This window comes from Streptomyces sp. NPDC001902 (assembly GCF_042891295.1).
In the GTDB taxonomy this organism is placed as follows: domain Bacteria; phylum Actinomycetota; class Actinomycetes; order Streptomycetales; family Streptomycetaceae; genus Actinacidiphila.
This window is the reverse complement of the sequence record NZ_JBIATA010000016.1, coordinates 130,191-146,544: the sequence shown is the minus strand read 5'-3', so window position 1 is coordinate 146,544 and position 16,354 is coordinate 130,191. Positions and strand designations below refer to the sequence as shown.

Below are 16,354 nucleotides of genomic sequence, written 5' to 3'. Positions count from 1 at the left end.
TGAGTCCCGGGGAGTCCGGCCGCCACGTGGCCCGGTCGGCGAACCATGCCGGTGGTGTACGGAGGCTGCTCACCGATCCCGCCCTGCCCGTGGCGGTGCTGGGGACGGTGGCGATCGCCACCGCCCTCTACGCCCCCATGCTGACCTGGGCGATCACCGGCGGCCTTGCCGGTTACTCGCTCTCGGGCTCCGTTTGAACGCGCAACAGCGCGTTCGCGCTGGCCTCGCCAGGTTGGCGGGCAACGTACAGACAGGCGCTGGTACTCGGCGTGTTCACCATCGGTCTGCTGGCCGGCGGAGTACTGACGGCCGGGGTGCTGTGGCTGTTCTCCGGTCTGTTCACACCGCTCCCGGCCGGCGGACGGCGGGGGCTGATCGTGGCCGTGGCACTGCTCGCCGCGCTGCGCGACGCGGGCAGGCTGACGCTGCGGCTGCCGCAGAACGCACGGCAGATACCGCAGGACGTGCTGCGTCGCCATCTGACATGGGGCGCCCTGCAGTTCGGCTTCGAGCTCGGTACGGGCGTGCGCACCTATGTCTCGGCGAGCGCTCCGTACGCGCTGGCGGTCGCGGTGCTGCTGTCCGGGGGCTCCTACGCGCCCGCTCTGGCCGCCGGACTCGGCTTCGGCGCGGGCCGGGCGCTCACGCCTGCCTTGCGCCGGCTCTCCGGCAACGGGGAGGGCTGGGACGACCTGCTCGCGCGGCGGCTGAACGGCATGACCGTGGTGTGCTCCGTGCTGATCGCCACTGTCGCCTGCGCGGGGCTCCGGTAGCGCCGTGGCCCGATGTCGTGCCACGGCGCCGAGGCCGTACGAAGCCGCCCCACTGTCTGGTGGACCGGACGTGGCGGGGTGGTGCGCCTGGGGCTGCGGCGCGCCGCCGCAGGCCGGCCCGGGCGACGTGGAGCTTCCCGGCGGCCATGCACAGCGGGCGGAACAGCAGCTTCGCACCGCAAGGCGCAACGGCTCCCGCCTGCCGTCCGGTTGTGCCAGAGGTCGGGCTCCTGTGGCGTACGGTGACGCTATGGACACGCCGCGCTTGCGCGGTCAAACTCTGCCCAGCCCCCTCGCGGGGGAACTCAGGAATCGGTATGGAGGAGCGCGATGTCAAGACGTACGATCCGACTCATCCTCTCGTTTGTCATGCTCATGGCCACTACCTTGGGCGGCATGGTCGCCATGGCCGGCCCGGCCCAGGCCGACGAGTGCTACACCTGGGGCCGCACCCTGTCCGAGGGCATGTCGGGCACCGATGTGACCCAGCTGCAGATCCGGGTGGCCGGGCACGTGGACTTCGGCGAGATCCTCTCCGTCGACGGCAACTTCGGCCCGCGGACCAAGGCCGCGGTCACCAAGTTCCAGCAGGCGTACGGGCTGGCGGCGGACGGCGTCGCGGGCTCCCAGACGTACAGCAAGATCTACGCGCTGCAGGACCCGGACTGCACGCCCATCCACTTCGCCTACTCCGAGCTGAACAAGTGCAACTCCACCTGGGAGGGCGGTGCCGTCAGTGCCGCGACGGCCAAGGCCAACGCCCTGCGCACGATGTGGAAGCTCGAGGCCATGCGGCACGCCCTGGGCGACACCCCGATCTCCGTGTCCAGCGGATTCCGCTCGTACGCCTGCAACAGCGCGGCGGGCGGAGCCTCGAACAGCCGGCATCTGTACGGTGACGCCGCCGACCTGGTCGGCAGCCCGTCGCTCTGCCAGCTGGCGCAGCGGGCGCGCTACCACGGCTTCGGCGGCATCTTCGGTCCCGGCTATCCCGACCACAACGACCACACCCACGTGGACGGACGCACCAGCCGCTCCTGGTCCGCGCCCAATTGCGGCGTCTGAGCAACTGGCCTGACACGCATCGCTTTCCGTCCCCCCGGGTCGGCGCCCGGCCCCGGGGGGGGGGCGTACCCGCACCGCCCGACAGTCACGCGGCCGGCCAGTTGCCGGCCTCGGGCAACGCTCGTCCCGGCGGGTGGCACATCCGTCGCGGCGCTCTCCCCACTCACCTCCGCACCCCAGTAGGAATGCCTGATGTCGTCGTCCCGCACGCCCTGGCGTACCCGCGCCGCAACGGCCGCGCTGGCGGTGCTCGCCGGTATAGGCGCGTCCGCCGTCCCCGGCCCCGCCCTGGCGGCTGCCTCGTCCCAGAACACCCGGCAGACCGTCGGCTATCACGGCTACCGCATCGAAGTGCCCGCGGACTGGCAGGTGGTCGACCTGACCGAGAACCCGCGCGCCTGTCTCCGTTTCGACAGACCCGCCGTCTACATAGGCGAGCCCGCCGAGCAGAACGACTGCCCCGCCCGGGTCGTCGGGCGTACGGCGGGCATCGTCGTCGAGCCCATCACCGCACGTTCGGCAGGCCAGGTGACGGCGGCGACGGCGCGGACGCAGCGCGGCGAGGCCACCGCCCCGGCCGCCGCGTCCAGCAACGACACCATCCGGGTCGCGGTCGAGGACGCCGGTGTCCTCGTCACCGCCGCCCACACCCCGGCGACCGAGAGCCTGGTACGCGGCGTGCTCGGCTCGGCGGAGCTCACCGCGGGCGCCAGGCGCACCGAACTGCCCCGCGTATCGCAGCCGTCCGCAGCCGCGCAGCAGTCCGCCACTGCTTCCCCGGCCGCGGCGGGCCCGCAGCCGGGCAGCTACCTCGGCAAGGGCTTCGACGCCTGCACCGCGCCGTCGCAGACCGCCATGAACGCCTGGCAGGCGAGCTCGCCGTACAGCGCGGTAGGTGTCTACATCAGCGGCTCCTTCCGCGGCTGCGCCCAGCCGAACCTGACCGCGAGCTGGGTGACAAGCCAGACCGGCAACGGATGGCGTCTGTTCCCCATCGACGTCGGCCGCCAGGCGCCCTGCACCAGCTTCTCGCTGAAGATGTCCGCCGACCCCGCCACGGCCGAGTCACAGGGCGTCACCGCCGCGGCCGGCGCGATCAGTGCCGCGTCGAGCCTCGGCATCCCGGCGGGCAGCGCCATCTACAGCGACATCGAGGCGTACACCTCCACGGCCTCCTGCAAGGCGGCCGTGCTCTCCTATCTGTCCGGCTGGACCGAGCGGCTGCACAGCGGCGGCTACCTGTCGGGCTTCTACTCCAGCGCCGCCTCCGGCATCAAGGACGCCGCAAGCGAGTACAACAACAGCGCCTACACGCGCGTCGACCACCTCTTCTACGCGTGGTGGAACGGCGCCGCCGACACCAACACCGGGACCTACGTGCCGGCCACCTACTGGTCCAACCACCAGCGGATCCACCAGTACGTGGGTGAGGTCACCGAGTCCTACGGCGGCTACTCGATCAACATCGACCGCGACTACCTGGACGTGGGCACCGGCACCCCGCCCGCGCCCACCTGCAGCGGGGTGAACCTCGACTTCACCGTGTACAGCACCTCTCAGAGTGGCTCGACCGGCGATCAGGTCAGGGCGGTTCAGTGCCTGCTGAAGGCCGCCGGATACGACCCGGGCGCTCCGGACGGGGACTTCGGCCCCGCCACCACCACCGCCACCAGGAACTTCCAGACCAGCAGAGGACTCACGGCCGACGGCGTGGTCGGCCCGAAGACCTGGACCGCCCTGCTGTCCCGCGGATCCGCTCCCACCATCCAGAACGGCTCGACGGGAGAGGCCGTCACGCGCCTGCAGCGCGCCCTGACCGCCGCGCTCGGCCGGACGGTGGCCATCGACGGCGTCTTCGGACCGGGCACCGAACAGGGCGTACGCGACTACCAGTCCTCGCGCGGGCTGGGCGTCGACGGCGTCGTCGGCCCCGCCACCTGGGGCGCCCTCCAGTCAGGCAAGTGAGGAAGGAATCATGAAAAAATTCGCACGGATCGTCACGCTGTGCGCCGCCGTGGCCGGTCTGCTCCTCGGACTGGGCGTCCCCGCGCAGGCCTTCTCCCAGGCCGCGTTCCCGCTGGCGAGCAACGGCAACCGCGGCACCGACGTCGTCGCGCTGCAGCACCTGCTTGCCGCACACGGCCGCACCGTGACCGTGGACGGCGTCTTCGGCTCGGGTGCGCAGAGCGCGGTGGTGGGGTTCCAGCAGTCCAAGGGCCTCACCGCGGACGGCATCGTCGGGCCCGCCACCTGGGGCGCGCTCGCCGCCACCGTACGGCAGGGCGACAACGGGCCGGCGGTGAAGGCCGTGCAGTCGCTGCTCAACGCCAAGCGGGGCGCCGGCCTGGCCCTCGACGGGGACTTCGGACCCGCCACCGACTCGGCCGTCCGCACCTTCCAGTCGCACGCCGGGCTCGGTGTGGACGGCGTCGTCGGACCGACCACGTGGAAGAACCTGCTCTGGCACTACGAGAACATCAACTTCGGCACCGGCACGATGTGCGCGCAGAGCCCCGACGGCAACGCCAACGCCCACTGGGCGACGGCGGGCGCCGTCGGTCAACTGGAGGCGGCCGCGGCCACCTTCGCCGGCACCGGGAACGGCCGGCTGCCGGTCGGCGACGCGGGCTTCGAGCACGGCGGTGACATCGCCGGCCACGCCAGCCACGAGGTCGGCATGGACATCGACGTGTGGCCGATCCGCACCGACTCGGCGCAGTGCACCGCCGGGCGCATCACCTGGCAGTCGTCGACGTACGACCGCGCGGCCACCCGCAGGCTCGTGCAGGAGATCCGGGCGAAGGCCCCCGGCCACGTCGAGCTGGTCTTCTTCAACGATCCGCAGCTGATCTCGGAGGGGCTGACCACGAGCTACCCGAACCACGACAACCACCTGCACATCCGCTACCGGTGACGGGCCGGCCGGCGGCGCTCAGCGGATCACCAGTGTCGTCCCGGCGACGGCGGGGACCAGTTCCCCGATGACCGGATGTCCCGGCAGCTCCCCGGCGACGAGCAGACCGCCGGAGGTCTGCGCGTCGGCGAGCACGAGCAGCTCGTCGTCGCTCGTCCGTCCCGCGTCCAGGTGCGGGCGTGTCCAGTCGAGATTGCGCCTTGTGCCGCCGCTGACGTACCCGGCGTGCAGGGACTCGCGGGCGCCGTCGAGTACGGGGACGGCGGCAGCGTCCACCACGGCGGTGACGGCGCTGGCGCGGGCCAGTTTGTGCAGATGGCCGAGCAGCCCGAATCCGGTCACATCGGTGGCGCACACGGCGCCGGCCTCCAGGGCCGCGGCACTGGCGCGGTCGTTGAGCGCGGCCATACTGGCGACGGCGTGCGGGAACACCTCGCCCGTCTGCTTGTGGCGGTTGTTGAGGATCCCGACGCCCAGCGGCTTGGTCAGGGTGAGCGGGACACCCGGCCGGCCGGCGTCGTTGCGCAGTATCCGGTCCGGGTCGACCAGACCGGTCACTGCCATTCCGTAGAGCGGCTCCGGGCTGTCGATGCTGTGGCCGCCGCCGACGAAACAGCCGGCCTTGCCGGCGACCTCGAACGCGCCCGCCAGCACCTCCTGGGCCAGCTCGGCGGGCAGGACGTCCCGGGGCCAGCCCAGCAGGTTGAGCGCGACGACGGGCCGGCCGCCCATCGCGTAGACGTCGGACAGTGCGTTGGCGGCGGCGATCCGGCCCCAGTCCCGGGCGTCGTCGACGACCGGTGTGAAGAAGTCCGCGGTCGACACCAGGGCGGAGCCGTCGCCGGTGCCCACGACCGCGGCGTCGTCGCCGTCGTCGAGTCCGACCAGCAGCCGGTCCCCGTCGGCACGAGCTCCGCCCGGCCCCGGCACCAGCCCCGCGACCATCGCCTCCAGCTCCCCCGGAGGGATCTTGCAGGCGCAGCCGCCACCGTGTGCGTACTGGGTCAGCCGGACGGGCACGGCGGATTCGACTGCGGGGCCAACTGGCTTCATACGACGATCATTTCACCCCTTGCCCCCGCAGTGTGCGTGGATCACAATCATGCCCCGGAGGCGTTGGGCGGGCTGGTGCCCCTCCCGATCTTCAAAATCGGTGTGGTCCGGGATCCGGGCCAGGCGGGTTCGATTCCCGTCCGCCTCCGCTGACTTCGACAGGGGTGGCACGGGTGGCGGACGAGCGGCGCGAGCCGCCTGCGGATCCCCGGCGGCGGGTGCCGAGCACCACGCTGCTGCTCGGCGATCCCCGGCTGAGCGAGGTGTCCGCGCGGCTGGGCAGGACCGTCGTCAAGGCCGCGGTCGCCACCGCCCAGCAGGCCGTACGCGAAGGGCGGATCGGGCCGGACGACGCCGTCGGTGCCGCGCTCGCCGCGCTTCCCCCGTACGCGGCCGGGCTGCGCACCGTTTACAACGCCACCGGCGTGGTGCTGCACACCAATCTGGGGCGGGCACCGCTCTCGCCGTCCGCGCTGGAGGCGATGGCGGCGGCCGGCGGCTACACGGATGTCGAGCTGGACCTGAGCACCGGCAGGCGGGCGCCGCGTGGCCGCAGTGTCATGGCGGCCCTGCGGGAGGCCGTACCGGCCGCGGCGGCCGTGCACGTGGTGAACAACGGTGCCGCCGCCCTTGCCCTGGCGGTGGCCACGCTGGCCGCGGGGCGCGAGGTCCTGCTGAGCCGGGGCGAGTTCGTGGAGATCGGCGACGGCTTCCGGATACCCGAGCTGCTGGCCTCCTGCGGCGCCCGGATCCGCGAGGTCGGCACCACCAACAGGACCCGGCTCGACGACTACGCGGACGCCGTCGGCCCGGACACCGGATTCATCCTCAAGATCCACCCGTCGAACTTCACGGTGAGCGGCTTCACCCAGGGCGTGGGCGCCGGCGAACTGGCGGCGCTGGGCCTGCCCGTCGTGGTCGACATCGGCTCCGGCCTCCTCGCGCCCGATCCGTTGCTGCCGGACGAGCCGGATGCGGCCACGATGCTGCAGTCCGGGGCCACGCTCGTCACCGCCAGCGGGGACAAGCTGCTCGGTGGTCCTCAGGCGGGGCTGATCCTCGGCCGGGCCGACACGGTGGAGCGGATGCGCCGTCATCCCCTGGCCCGTGCCCTGCGCGTGGACAAGCTCACCCTGGCCGCGCTGGAGGCGACTCTGCGCGGTCCCGAGCCACCCGTGCACGCCGCCCTCCACCTGCCGCTGCCGCAGCTGCGCACACGCACGCGGCGCCTGGCCGAGGACTTTGCGCGGCGGGGCCTGGACGCCCGGGTCGTGCCCTGTGAGGCGGTGGTCGGTGGAGGCGGCGCCCCCGGGACCGCTCTGCCGTCCTGTGCGGTAAGCCTGCCCGACGGCCTCGCGGCACCGCTGCGCACCGGTGAACCGGCGGTGCTGGGCCGGGTCGTGCGCGGTCGGCTGCTGCTGGAACTGCGGTGCGTGCCGGAGGCGTGCGACGGCGACGTCCTCGCCGCGGTGCTGCGTGCCGCGGGTCGGTGAGCATGCGGGTCATCGCGACGGCCGGGCATGTCGACCACGGCAAGAGCACGCTGATCCACGCGCTCACCGGCACCCACCCCGACCGGCTGGCGGAGGAACGGCGCCGTGGTCTGACCATCGACCTGGGCTTCGCATGGACGGATGTGCCCTCGGGCGAGCGGCTCGCGTTCGTCGACGTCCCGGGACACGAGAGGTTCGTCCCCACCATGCTGGCCGGCGTGGGGCCCGTGCCCGCCGTGTTATTCGTCGTCGCCGCGGACGAGGGCTGGAAGCCGCAGTCCGCCGAGCATCTCGCCGCCGTGGACGCCCTGGGCGTACGGCACGGACTGCTCGCCGTCACCCGCTGCGATCTGGCCGACCCCGGCCCCGCCACGGCACAGGCACTGGACCGGATCCGGTCCAGCACCCTCGGCGACGTCGAGGCCGTGGCCGTCAGCGCCCGCACCGGCACGGGCCTCGCGGAGTTGCGCGCCGCCCTCGACCGGCTGGCCGCGCGACTGCCGGACGGGGACGCCGACGCCCCGGTGCGGCTGTGGATCGACCGCGCCTTCACCGTGCGCGGCAGCGGGCTGGTGGTCACCGGCACGCTCGGTGCTGGGCGGATCCGGCGGGGCGACGTCCTGGTGACCGCCCGCTCCGGCCGTTCCGTGCGCGTCAGGGCGCTGCAGGCCCTGGGCCAGGAGGCCGGCCTGGTGCGGGCGACCGCTCGGCTCGCCGTCAACCTCCGCGGTCTCGACAAGGAGTCGACGGGCCGCGGCGACGCACTGCTCACGCCCGGCGGCTTCGTCCACTGTCTCCGCTGCGACGTGCGCGTACACGGCGGAACACCGGCCGGGGAGCTGCCCCGCACCGCCGTCGCCCATATCGGCTCGGCCGCCGTGCCGGTACGCGTCCGGCCGCTCGGTGCGGACATCGTCCGGCTGACCCTGCCGGCGCCGCTGCCGCTGCGCATCGGCGACCGCGCGGTGCTGCGCGATCCCGGTCTGCGGCGGGTGCTGGGCGGGCTGACGGTGCTCGATCCCCGGCCACCGGACCTCCTGCGTCGTGGTGCCGCGGCACGGCGCGCGGCCGAACTGGGCGATGCTCTCGGCGCTCCGAGCGAGGCGGACGAACTACGGCGCCGACTGCTGGTCACGCGACAGGAGTTGACCGCGATAGGGGTGGCCGTCCATACCGTGCCGGTCGCGGGCGACTGGCTCGCCGAGCCCGTCCACTGGACCGCCCTGCGCGCCCGTCTGACCGAACTGGTCACCGCCTACCGCACCGAGCGGCCCGCCGAGGAGGGCGTACCGGTGGACATCGCGCGGCACCGCCTCGGACTGCCCTCCACGTCCCTGGTGGAGGCACTGGTCACACCACCCCTGCGGCTGAGCCTCGGGCGCGTGACCAGCGGACCCGACTCCCTGCCCGCCGCTGTCGCGGACGCGGTGGGCCGTCTCACCGCCGAGCTCGCCGGCCGGCCGTTCGCCGCCCCCCGGGCCCAGCGGCTGACGGAACTCGGCCTCGGCCGCCGAGAGCTCGCCGCGGCGGTGCGCCACGGGGCCGTACTGCTGCTCGCGGAGCATGTGGTGCTGCTGCCGGACGCCCCGCGGCTGGCGGCCGACCGGCTGAGCGAACTCGACCAGCCGTTCACCGTGGGAACGGCGAGCCGCGCCCTGGAGACCAGCCGCCGTGTCACCGTTCCCCTGCTGGAGCACTGCGACGGTCAAGGCATCACCGAGTTGCTTCCCGACAGGCGCCGCCGCTGCGCGCCGCGCGGTCGGCCGTCGCCGGTGGACACGCCGTCCTGAAGCCGGCGTTCTCGCTGGAGCTGTCCGGGAGGTTGCCCATGCGGGGGGAGGTGCGGTAGTGGAAGCCCCAGTAGGGTCGGGAACTGGCGTGGTGGCTTCCCCTCCGTCTCCAGTCCCCGCCGCTTCACACCGTGCATGCGTTGGTAGGCCGCGGCAGACCGCGACGAGTGCCCGCTTCTTGCCCCGGTGGCCGACCAGGTCGCCGGAACCGTGCGGACAACGCCACGACGGCGCTGTGGAACGAGCGGGGCCGGGCCAAGGCCCAGGCGTTCCTCTCCGCCGCTGGGATGACGCAGACCGTGCCCGGCAGCGGCGGCTACTGGGGGCGGACTGCGGCGGCGGCCTGCGCCTTGGGCTTGTCCCGGGCCGATTATGTGACTAGCTCGTCTGCGGTTCGTTGGTCCGGGCATGGGGCGGGATCAGCGTGGTGACTTGTCGGTTGCCGAGTGGGAACGGCTGCGGCGTTCCTGCCAGTGAGCAACGGCCGTTGTGGGCGCTGGCGGTACCACCGTCAGGTCATCGACGGGATCTTGCACCGGGTGCGGACTGGGGGTGACCTGCCCGAGCGGTTCGGGCCGTGGAAGACGGTCTACGAGCGCCACCGGCTGTGGTGGGCGGACGGCACCTGGGAACGTCTGCTGCAGCAAGTCCAGGCCGCGGCCGACTCCGCGGGTGACATCGACTGGGACGTCTCGGTCGATTCGACGAGTGTGCGCGCACCAGCACGCGGTCGGCGCTCGCAACGATCCGCCGCCCGCCCCGGCCACGTCAAAGGGGGACGACGCGGCGGAACACCAGGCCGAACCTCCGTGGCAGAGCCTGGCCGACCGGCTGGGGGAGGTGGTGGAAACGGTGAGGGACTGGGCCGCTCGCGGGGCGGCTTGACGGCGCGGACGCACGACCCTGATCCGCACCGACTCCGGCGGCGGCACGCTCGCGTTCGTGGCCTGGCTCGCCCAGCGCGGACGGTGGCTGTCGTACTCGGTCGGTATGACCATCACCGACGCCATCCACCACGCAGCGCAGTACTGCAGGTCCCGGCCACCGCGTGGACACCGGCCATAGAACCGGGCGGCGAGATCCGCGACGGCGCCTGGATCGCCGAACTCGCCGGCGACTGCCTGACGGGCTGGCCGGAAGGGCTGCGACTGATCGTTCGGAAGGAACGACCGCACCCCGGCGCACAGTTGCGGATCACCGATGCCGACGGGATGCGGCTGACCGCCTTTGCCATCAACACCGTCGGCACCCCGATCGCCGAACTGGAACTGCGGCACCGCCAGCGGGCACGGGCGGAGGACCGCATCCGTGCCGCACGGGCTACCGGCCTGCTGGGTGACCTTTCGGGAGGGTGGAGCAGCGGACAATCGGTGGGGGAAAGGCACGTCCCTCGCCGCGTGGCACGCGCACCGCGCGACGCGGGGGCGTGGCAGCGAGAAGAGACGGGCCGGGTACGTGTGCTTCGCGCGGCGGGCCGCGCTGAAGGAGCCGGCGAGGCGACGGTTCGCGCCGCGTCACTGAGCGGGGCGCGGAGTTCTGGCAGCGGTCGTCCGTCCCAGGGGGCTTCCGGATCGGCGCGGCGGGAGGCGATCCTGTGCAGGCTGTCCGCGTACGTCGGGCGCCCGTCCGGAGGGATGTGCCACGGCGTGGCCGCGGATCCCTCAGTGCGGGGATGCGCGCGCGGCCACCGAGCCGTGGGCGGGGGCGTGTGACGACTATCGCGAGGCGTGGCAATCAGTCACGCACAGGCCGAATGTACGGGGTATGGGTACGGGATACAGGGGTACGGCGGGCGTAAGGTCAGCCCCGGGCTGTGTGCGCCGCGTCGCGGACATGGGCGCGGCAGTACCGGATCAGGCATGCCCGGAAACAAATCCCGTCCCGGGTACGGCATGATTCCTCCGCAACCACCGCGTTCCTGGGGAGAACATGCGCCACCGCCACACCGTCACTGCCATAGCGATCACCGCGCTTGCACTTACCGCCTGCTCCAGCAACGACGAGCCCGACCGCCTCACCGCCGAAGAAGTCGCGGCCGAACTTGCCGACGCAACCGGCGTCGTCGACCTCGGCGATCAGACCGACAACACCAGGTTGTGCTCCAACGCGGCTGCCGGCAAAGAGCCGCACAAGAACGACTGCGTCCAGCTCATTGCCACCTACACCGTCTCGATCTACGAGTACGAGACGCCGGCAGTCGCCGCGAACTGGGTCAAGGAAATGAAGAAGGTCGGCAGCGACTGGCGGCAGGTCGACCGGTTCGCGCTCGCCTGGACGTCGCAGGAGCAGAAGAACACGTCCGACCAGCGGCGCACCGAGCTGGTCGCCGCGCTGGAGAAGCTGACAGCGAGCGAGGACTGACCGACTGCCGCTGACTGGCCCGGCCGCAACGCCACCACGACGGCCGGGCTTCGTACTCGCGCAGGGAGGTGACCCATGGCCAACCAGAACATGGACCCGGTCAGCGACGAACGGACCCGGTCACCGATGACGAGAAGGAAGAGATCCGCTGTCTCCGCGCTGCGGCCCACGGCCGCAGCCCCATCGGCGACCAATGATCAAAAACCCGGTTCAGCCTGCGGACTCGGCCGCATGGGCGGCGGGGGGTTGCGCAGCCGTCCGGGCCGCAGCTCGCGCCGTCTGCGTCGAGTGTCGTCACGGACGGGCGGGTCTCGTCCCAGACCTTGCGCAGGACGTCGAGCAGAGTGTCGCTGTCCTGTGCCCCCGGGACGGCGTAGCGGCGGTCGAAGACGATGAACGGTGCGCCGGTGGCCCCGAGTCGCCGGCCCTCCTGTGCCTCCTCCCGGACACGCTGCCGGAAGCGGCCGTCAGCGAGGACCTGACGTGTCGTCTCGCGGTCCAGGCCGAGGTCGTCGGCCAGGTCGAGCAGGACGTCGACGTCGAAGATGCGCCGGGCCTCACCGAAGTACGCGCGGAAGATCGCGTCCCACGCGGCACGCAGGGCGCCATGATCTGCGCCGCCCGGATCGTCGGTTCGGTGCCCGACATGGACGCCAAGTTCTACTCGGCCACCCAGGTCATGGACGAGGCCCGGCACGCCGAGATCTACGGGCGCTTCCTGCAAGGGAAGAGCGGGATGCTCTACCCGAGCAACGACAACCTCCAGAGCCTGCTCGGCGACACCCTGCGCGACTCCCGCTGGGACATGCCCTACCTCGGCATGCAGGTGCTCATCGAGGGCCTCGCGCTCGCCGCCTTCGGCATGATCCTGGACACCACGAACAAGCCGCTGCCCCAGCGGATCCTCGCGTACGTGATGCAGGACGAGGCCCGGCACGTCGCCTTCGGCCGGATGGCGCTGCGGGACTACTACAAGCAGCTCACCGACGCCGAACTACGCGAGCGCGAGGAGTTCGTCATCGAGGGCTGCTATCTCATGCGCGACCGGCTGCGCGGGGTGGAGGTCCTGGAGAACTTCGGCATCCCGAGGAAGGAGGCGGAGGCGCTCAGCGGGCACAGCGAGTTCCTGCACCTCTTCCGCAAGCTGCTGTTCAGCCGGATCGTGCCCTGCGTGAAGGACATCGGCCTGTGGACGAGCGCCTCCAGAAGGCCTGTCTCGACATGGGCGTCTTCGACCACGGCGACTCCGACCTGGACCTGCTGATGACTCAGGACGAGGAGATCGCCGAGGCCCTGGACCGCGAGCGCTTCGCGGCCGAGGAGCGGGAGCGGGTCGCCGAGGTGGCGGAGGCGATCGCGGAGGGCGGGGCGGCGGCCTCGTAGCCGTACCGGAAAGGGGTGAGCCCCGGTCGCCTGCTGCGAGGCAGGCGACCGGGGCTCGGTAATGCGTCAGCGGGCGGCCGGGATCAGCCGAACGCCTTGACGGTGCTCCAGTCGGTGGACAGGACCGTCTTCACGGGAGCGTTGGTGTTGGTGGTGGAGGGGTTGTACAGCTTCATGGTGCCGGTGGCGCCGTCGCGGGCCCAGATGTCGGGCACCCCGTCCTTGTTGACGTCGGGGATGCCGATCGCGGCGGTGATGTTGGTCGCGGTCCAGGCGGTGCCGAACGGGACGTCGCCGTTGACCGAGTTGGCCGCGAGCTTGATCGACTCCAGGTCGACGCTGCCGGCGACCGGGCCGGGCTTGCCGTGGCGGACGTACATGTTGCCGTTGGACACGTTCCGCCACAGCAGGTCGGGCGTGTTGTCCTTGTTCATGTCCGCGATGTTGACGATGTCGCGAGCGGTGGTGGCCCAGGCGCTGCCCTCCATGAGCGTGGCGGACTGGAAGCTGCCGCCGGTGTAGCCGGAGAGGATCCAGAACGCGGTGCCCGCGCGCAGGGCGATGTCCGGGTGCTTGTCACCCGTGATGTCGCCGATCGCCTTCATCTGCGTCCACGTGGACGGCGCCGGGGCGTTGGACGGCAGCCGGATCTTCATGCGCTGGTCGACGTTGAAGGTGCCGTAGCCGTCGCCCGGGTAGAGCCAGAACTGCTTGTCCGGGGTGACGGCGAACAGGTCGGTCGACCCGTCCCCCGGGTAGGCGTCGTTGTAGTGCGCGATCAGCGACGGCGTGCCGGAGCCGTCGATCCAGTGGTTCGCCGGGTCGATCTTCTTGCCGGCGGTGACGTAGGACGCGGCGAGGCAGTTGTACAGCTCACCGCCGGTGCCGGGGGCGGCCGGGTCGGCGGGGGCGCCGACACAGTTCTTCAGCCTGCCGTCCGCGTAGAGGACGAGCAGGTCGGGGATGTTGTCGCCGCCCGTGTCCATCGGGCCGTCGGCGGTGTCACGCGGCGGCAGGTAGAAGCTGTAGTCGCCGCGGATGCTCTGGTTGCCGTTGGCGTCGTAGGCGTAGACGTTGATCGTCACCGGTCCCGCGTGCGGCGGGGTGACACCGGTGATGGTGACCTTGCCGTTGACCGGGGGCGGCGCGTCGGCGTAGCCCTGGCCCTCGAAGGCGTACCGGAACTTCGACGCACCGGCGGCGGTGAAGGTGAAGTCACCGGGCTTGCCGAAGTTCACCGTCGCCCACGTCTTGCCGTCGTTGCTGGCCTCCGTGAACACCGTGCTGGTGATGTCCGGCTGCGGCGGGGCGGTCGGGTCGACGGTGAGCTGGCACGGCTCGCTGCCGTCCGGGAAGAAGGACGAGGTGGAGCCCGCGTCCGGGTACGTGGAGTCCTCGGACCGCACGTCCCACTTGTAGAGGGTGTTCGTGGTGATGCTGCTCAGCAGAGCGTCGCTCGACGGGATGACCATCTGGCCGTATCCGGTGGAGTCCGGCGTGGCCAGGTACTCCTTCTTGGTGGTGTCCGTGGACTTCCAGAACCGGAAGTGCAGCTTGGACAGGTTGCCGTCGGGGTCGGTGGCCTTGGCCTTCAGGGTGATGGTCGTCCGGCCGATCAGCACGCTGTTCGTCGGACCGGCCACACACGCGCCACCCGGGGAGGAGGTGCCGGAGGTCGGCTGGTTCGGCGCGCGGTTGAACTCGCCCGTGAGGGTCGCGCCGGTGGCGGCGAACTTGCGCCAGGTCTGCGTGTCGCTCTCGCTGGTGGCACGCATGCCGAAGGTGATGTTGGACCAGCCCTTGTCCGCGGCCTCCTGGGCGGCGGAGGTCACGGTGAACGACTCGTACTCGTCGGGGCAGGAGCTCGACCAGCCGTGCGCGAAGGACTTCTTGTGCAGCACGCGCGACCAGCTCGGCTGCGCGTTCCACGTCGTGCCCGAGGAGATCGCACCGGTCAGCCAGAACTCCATCTGACGGTCAGTGCAGGACCACGAGTGGTTGTTCTTCACCTTGAAGTTGGCCCAGCTGAACGTCGCGCCCTTGTAGCTGGAGGAGAAGTTCATCCGCCAGAACGAGCGGGCGAGACCACCGGTGTCCTGCTCGTAGCCGACCCGGGCGTCGGAGGTGCCCGAGGAGAAGTTCGTACCGTTCCAGAAGCTGGAGTTCGGGTACTTCTTGTAGGCCACGGTCCAGGCGAGCCAGGCGGTGTTGAGCGGCGGGTCGATGAAGACCGGGTACTTCGTGTCCTTGCGCGTCAGCAGACCGGTCTCGGCGACCTGCAGACCCATGCGCACGGTCCCGGTGTTCTCACCGTCGAGCGCCACCGGCAGCTGCGCGGACTTCGCGCCCGGCTCCATGCCGGTCAGGCCCGACAGCTTGAGCACGTCGGCCGAGGTCGCGACGGCGGTACGCGGGGCCACGCCCGGCGCCTCGGAGTCGCGGCCGGAGGAGTCCCAGGCGAACGGGGTCGGGATCGAGCCGACCTCCTGGCCCGCCTTGTCGAGGACACGGATCAGGTTGGCCTTGGTGTCCTGACGGAAGACGGCCGTCTTCGAACTCACGCCGTACGTGACGGTCGCGAGGGCCTTGTTCTGCGCGGCCTCGCGGTTCTTCACGATCAGGAGCTGGCCGAAGCCGCCCTCCTCACGCGCCACGAGCAGCAGGTCGACACCCGGGAAGACCTCGGGGTAGAGGGCCCGCGGGCCGTCGAGCACCGGCTCGGGCAGCACACCCGGCCAGGTGTACGTGATGGTGTGGCCGCCGAGGTCGATCTCGGCGAGCGGGGTCCCGTTCGCCACGCCGTCGGCCAGCAGCAGACGGCTGAAGGAACGGTCGGCACGCTCGGCCTTGGTGCCGTCGGCGAAACGGATCGGAACGACGGCGTTCACCGGACGGACGTCCAGCGGGCCCGCGTTCTTCGCCCGGCGCAGCGTGGTGTTGATCGGCGCCCAGTGGCCCGCGGCGTTCTTCGCGCGCTGCGGCAGGGCGTCGAGCTGGGTGCGGAGCTTGCCGTTGGGCATGGCCCAGAGCAGCTGGGTCTCGGTGGTCGCCGTGTCGACGAGCACCTTCTTGCCGGTCCGCCTGGCCTCGGCGGCCGCGGCGGCTTCGCCGCGCGGACCGGTCGACGCCTCCCGGGCGTTGGTGGCGGACGTACCGCCGTTGGCGGTCGGGGCCGTGCTCGGCTGCCACCAGGGCAGGAGCGCGGCGGTGAGTGCGGCCAGGACAAGGCCGAGAGTGATGCTCAGCCGTGTGCGCGTGCGCACGAATGGGCTGAGAAGACGAGGCGGCGCGGGCACGGCAGTCTACTCCCGTGGGAACCAGAGGATTTCGGACAGCACGGACAGCCCCGTGGCATAGACCACGGGGCATGGGCGCGCACACGATCACACGATCGCGATGCCGCGTCCATATATGAAGTATTTATGAAGACGTTATGTGGGGCCGTGCAAGAATCCGTTACATCGCGACCGAGTTCGGATTGTGCTGATTTGATGGCTTGTTAGATTTCGATTGTCGCGCGAT

At 71.4% G+C, this 16,354-nt stretch carries 11 protein-coding genes, 1 tRNA gene and 4 pseudogenes; 13 read left to right on the top strand and 3 right to left on the bottom strand.

The window, feature by feature from the left end; all coding sequences use genetic code 11:
- Positions 1–26: 26 nt before the first annotated feature.
- The 5 genes from ACFYYN_RS25275 to ACFYYN_RS25255 all read left to right on the top strand — a co-directional run bounded on the left by ACFYYN_RS25275 (position 27) and on the right by ACFYYN_RS25255 (position 4,752).
- On the top strand, positions 27–197 hold the full coding sequence (locus ACFYYN_RS25275) for a hypothetical protein (RefSeq protein WP_500547604.1): 171 nt from the start codon (positions 27–29) through the stop codon (positions 195–197).
- Between the two features lie 72 nt (positions 198–269).
- Positions 270–773, top strand: coding sequence for a hypothetical protein (locus ACFYYN_RS25270; RefSeq protein WP_500547603.1), 504 nt, complete (start codon positions 270–272; stop codon positions 771–773).
- Between the two features lie 330 nt (positions 774–1,103).
- Positions 1,104–1,838, top strand: a complete 735-nt coding sequence (locus tag ACFYYN_RS25265; RefSeq protein ID WP_500547602.1) for a D-Ala-D-Ala carboxypeptidase family metallohydrolase — start codon at positions 1,104–1,106, stop codon at positions 1,836–1,838.
- Between the two features lie 192 nt (positions 1,839–2,030).
- Positions 2,031–3,803: a glycoside hydrolase domain-containing protein gene (locus ACFYYN_RS25260; RefSeq protein WP_500547601.1), complete on the top strand. Its 1,773-nt coding sequence runs from the start codon at positions 2,031–2,033 to the stop codon at positions 3,801–3,803.
- A 10-nt stretch (positions 3,804–3,813) separates the two neighbouring features.
- A complete protein-coding gene (locus tag ACFYYN_RS25255; RefSeq protein WP_500547600.1) occupies positions 3,814–4,752 on the top strand; it encodes a peptidoglycan-binding domain-containing protein in 939 nt (312 codons plus the stop codon).
- An 18-nt stretch (positions 4,753–4,770) separates the two neighbouring features.
- On the opposite strand, the gene selD is transcribed toward ACFYYN_RS25255, so the two are convergent.
- Complete coding sequence (gene selD / locus ACFYYN_RS25250) at positions 4,771–5,805, bottom strand: selenide, water dikinase SelD (protein WP_500547599.1); 1,035 nt, start codon at positions 5,803–5,805, stop codon at positions 4,771–4,773.
- A 56-nt stretch (positions 5,806–5,861) separates the two neighbouring features.
- Here selD and ACFYYN_RS25245 point away from each other — a divergent pair.
- From ACFYYN_RS25245 to ACFYYN_RS25215, 7 genes and pseudogenes are all read left to right on the top strand, one after another.
- A tRNA-Sec gene (locus ACFYYN_RS25245) sits at positions 5,862–5,955 on the top strand.
- A gap of 23 nt (positions 5,956–5,978) precedes the next feature.
- A complete protein-coding gene (gene selA, locus ACFYYN_RS25240) occupies positions 5,979–7,298 on the top strand; it encodes an L-seryl-tRNA(Sec) selenium transferase (RefSeq protein WP_500547598.1) in 1,320 nt (439 codons plus the stop codon).
- 2 nt (positions 7,299–7,300) lie between these two features.
- A complete protein-coding gene (gene selB, locus ACFYYN_RS25235) occupies positions 7,301–9,088 on the top strand; it encodes a selenocysteine-specific translation elongation factor (RefSeq protein ID WP_500547656.1) in 1,788 nt (595 codons plus the stop codon).
- Positions 9,089–9,297: 209 nt separating this feature from the next.
- Positions 9,298–9,432, top strand: a pseudogene (locus ACFYYN_RS25230) (serine hydrolase); the annotation flags it as partial.
- Positions 9,433–9,496: 64 nt separating this feature from the next.
- Positions 9,497–9,808: pseudogene (locus ACFYYN_RS25225) on the top strand (transposase); the annotation flags it as partial.
- 165 nt (positions 9,809–9,973) lie between these two features.
- Positions 9,974–10,419: pseudogene (locus ACFYYN_RS25220) on the top strand (transposase); the annotation flags it as partial.
- 598 nt (positions 10,420–11,017) lie between these two features.
- Positions 11,018–11,449, top strand: coding sequence for a hypothetical protein (locus tag ACFYYN_RS25215; RefSeq protein ID WP_500547597.1), 432 nt, complete (start codon positions 11,018–11,020; stop codon positions 11,447–11,449).
- A gap of 100 nt (positions 11,450–11,549) precedes the next feature.
- Here ACFYYN_RS25215 and ACFYYN_RS25210 read toward each other — a convergent pair whose 3' ends face one another.
- Complete coding sequence (locus ACFYYN_RS25210) at positions 11,550–12,146, bottom strand: DsbA family oxidoreductase (protein WP_500547655.1); 597 nt, start codon at positions 12,144–12,146, stop codon at positions 11,550–11,552.
- Here ACFYYN_RS25210 and ACFYYN_RS25205 point away from each other — a divergent pair.
- A pseudogene (locus tag ACFYYN_RS25205) lies at positions 12,042–12,832 on the top strand (ferritin-like domain-containing protein); the annotation flags it as partial. The gene ACFYYN_RS25210 and the pseudogene ACFYYN_RS25205 overlap by 105 nt on opposite strands.
- Before the next feature lie 83 nt (positions 12,833–12,915).
- Here ACFYYN_RS25205 and ACFYYN_RS25200 read toward each other — a convergent pair.
- Positions 12,916–15,852, bottom strand: coding sequence for a DNRLRE domain-containing protein (locus ACFYYN_RS25200; protein WP_500547654.1), 2,937 nt, complete (start codon positions 15,850–15,852; stop codon positions 12,916–12,918).
- Between the last annotated feature and the right edge of the window lie 502 nt (positions 15,853–16,354).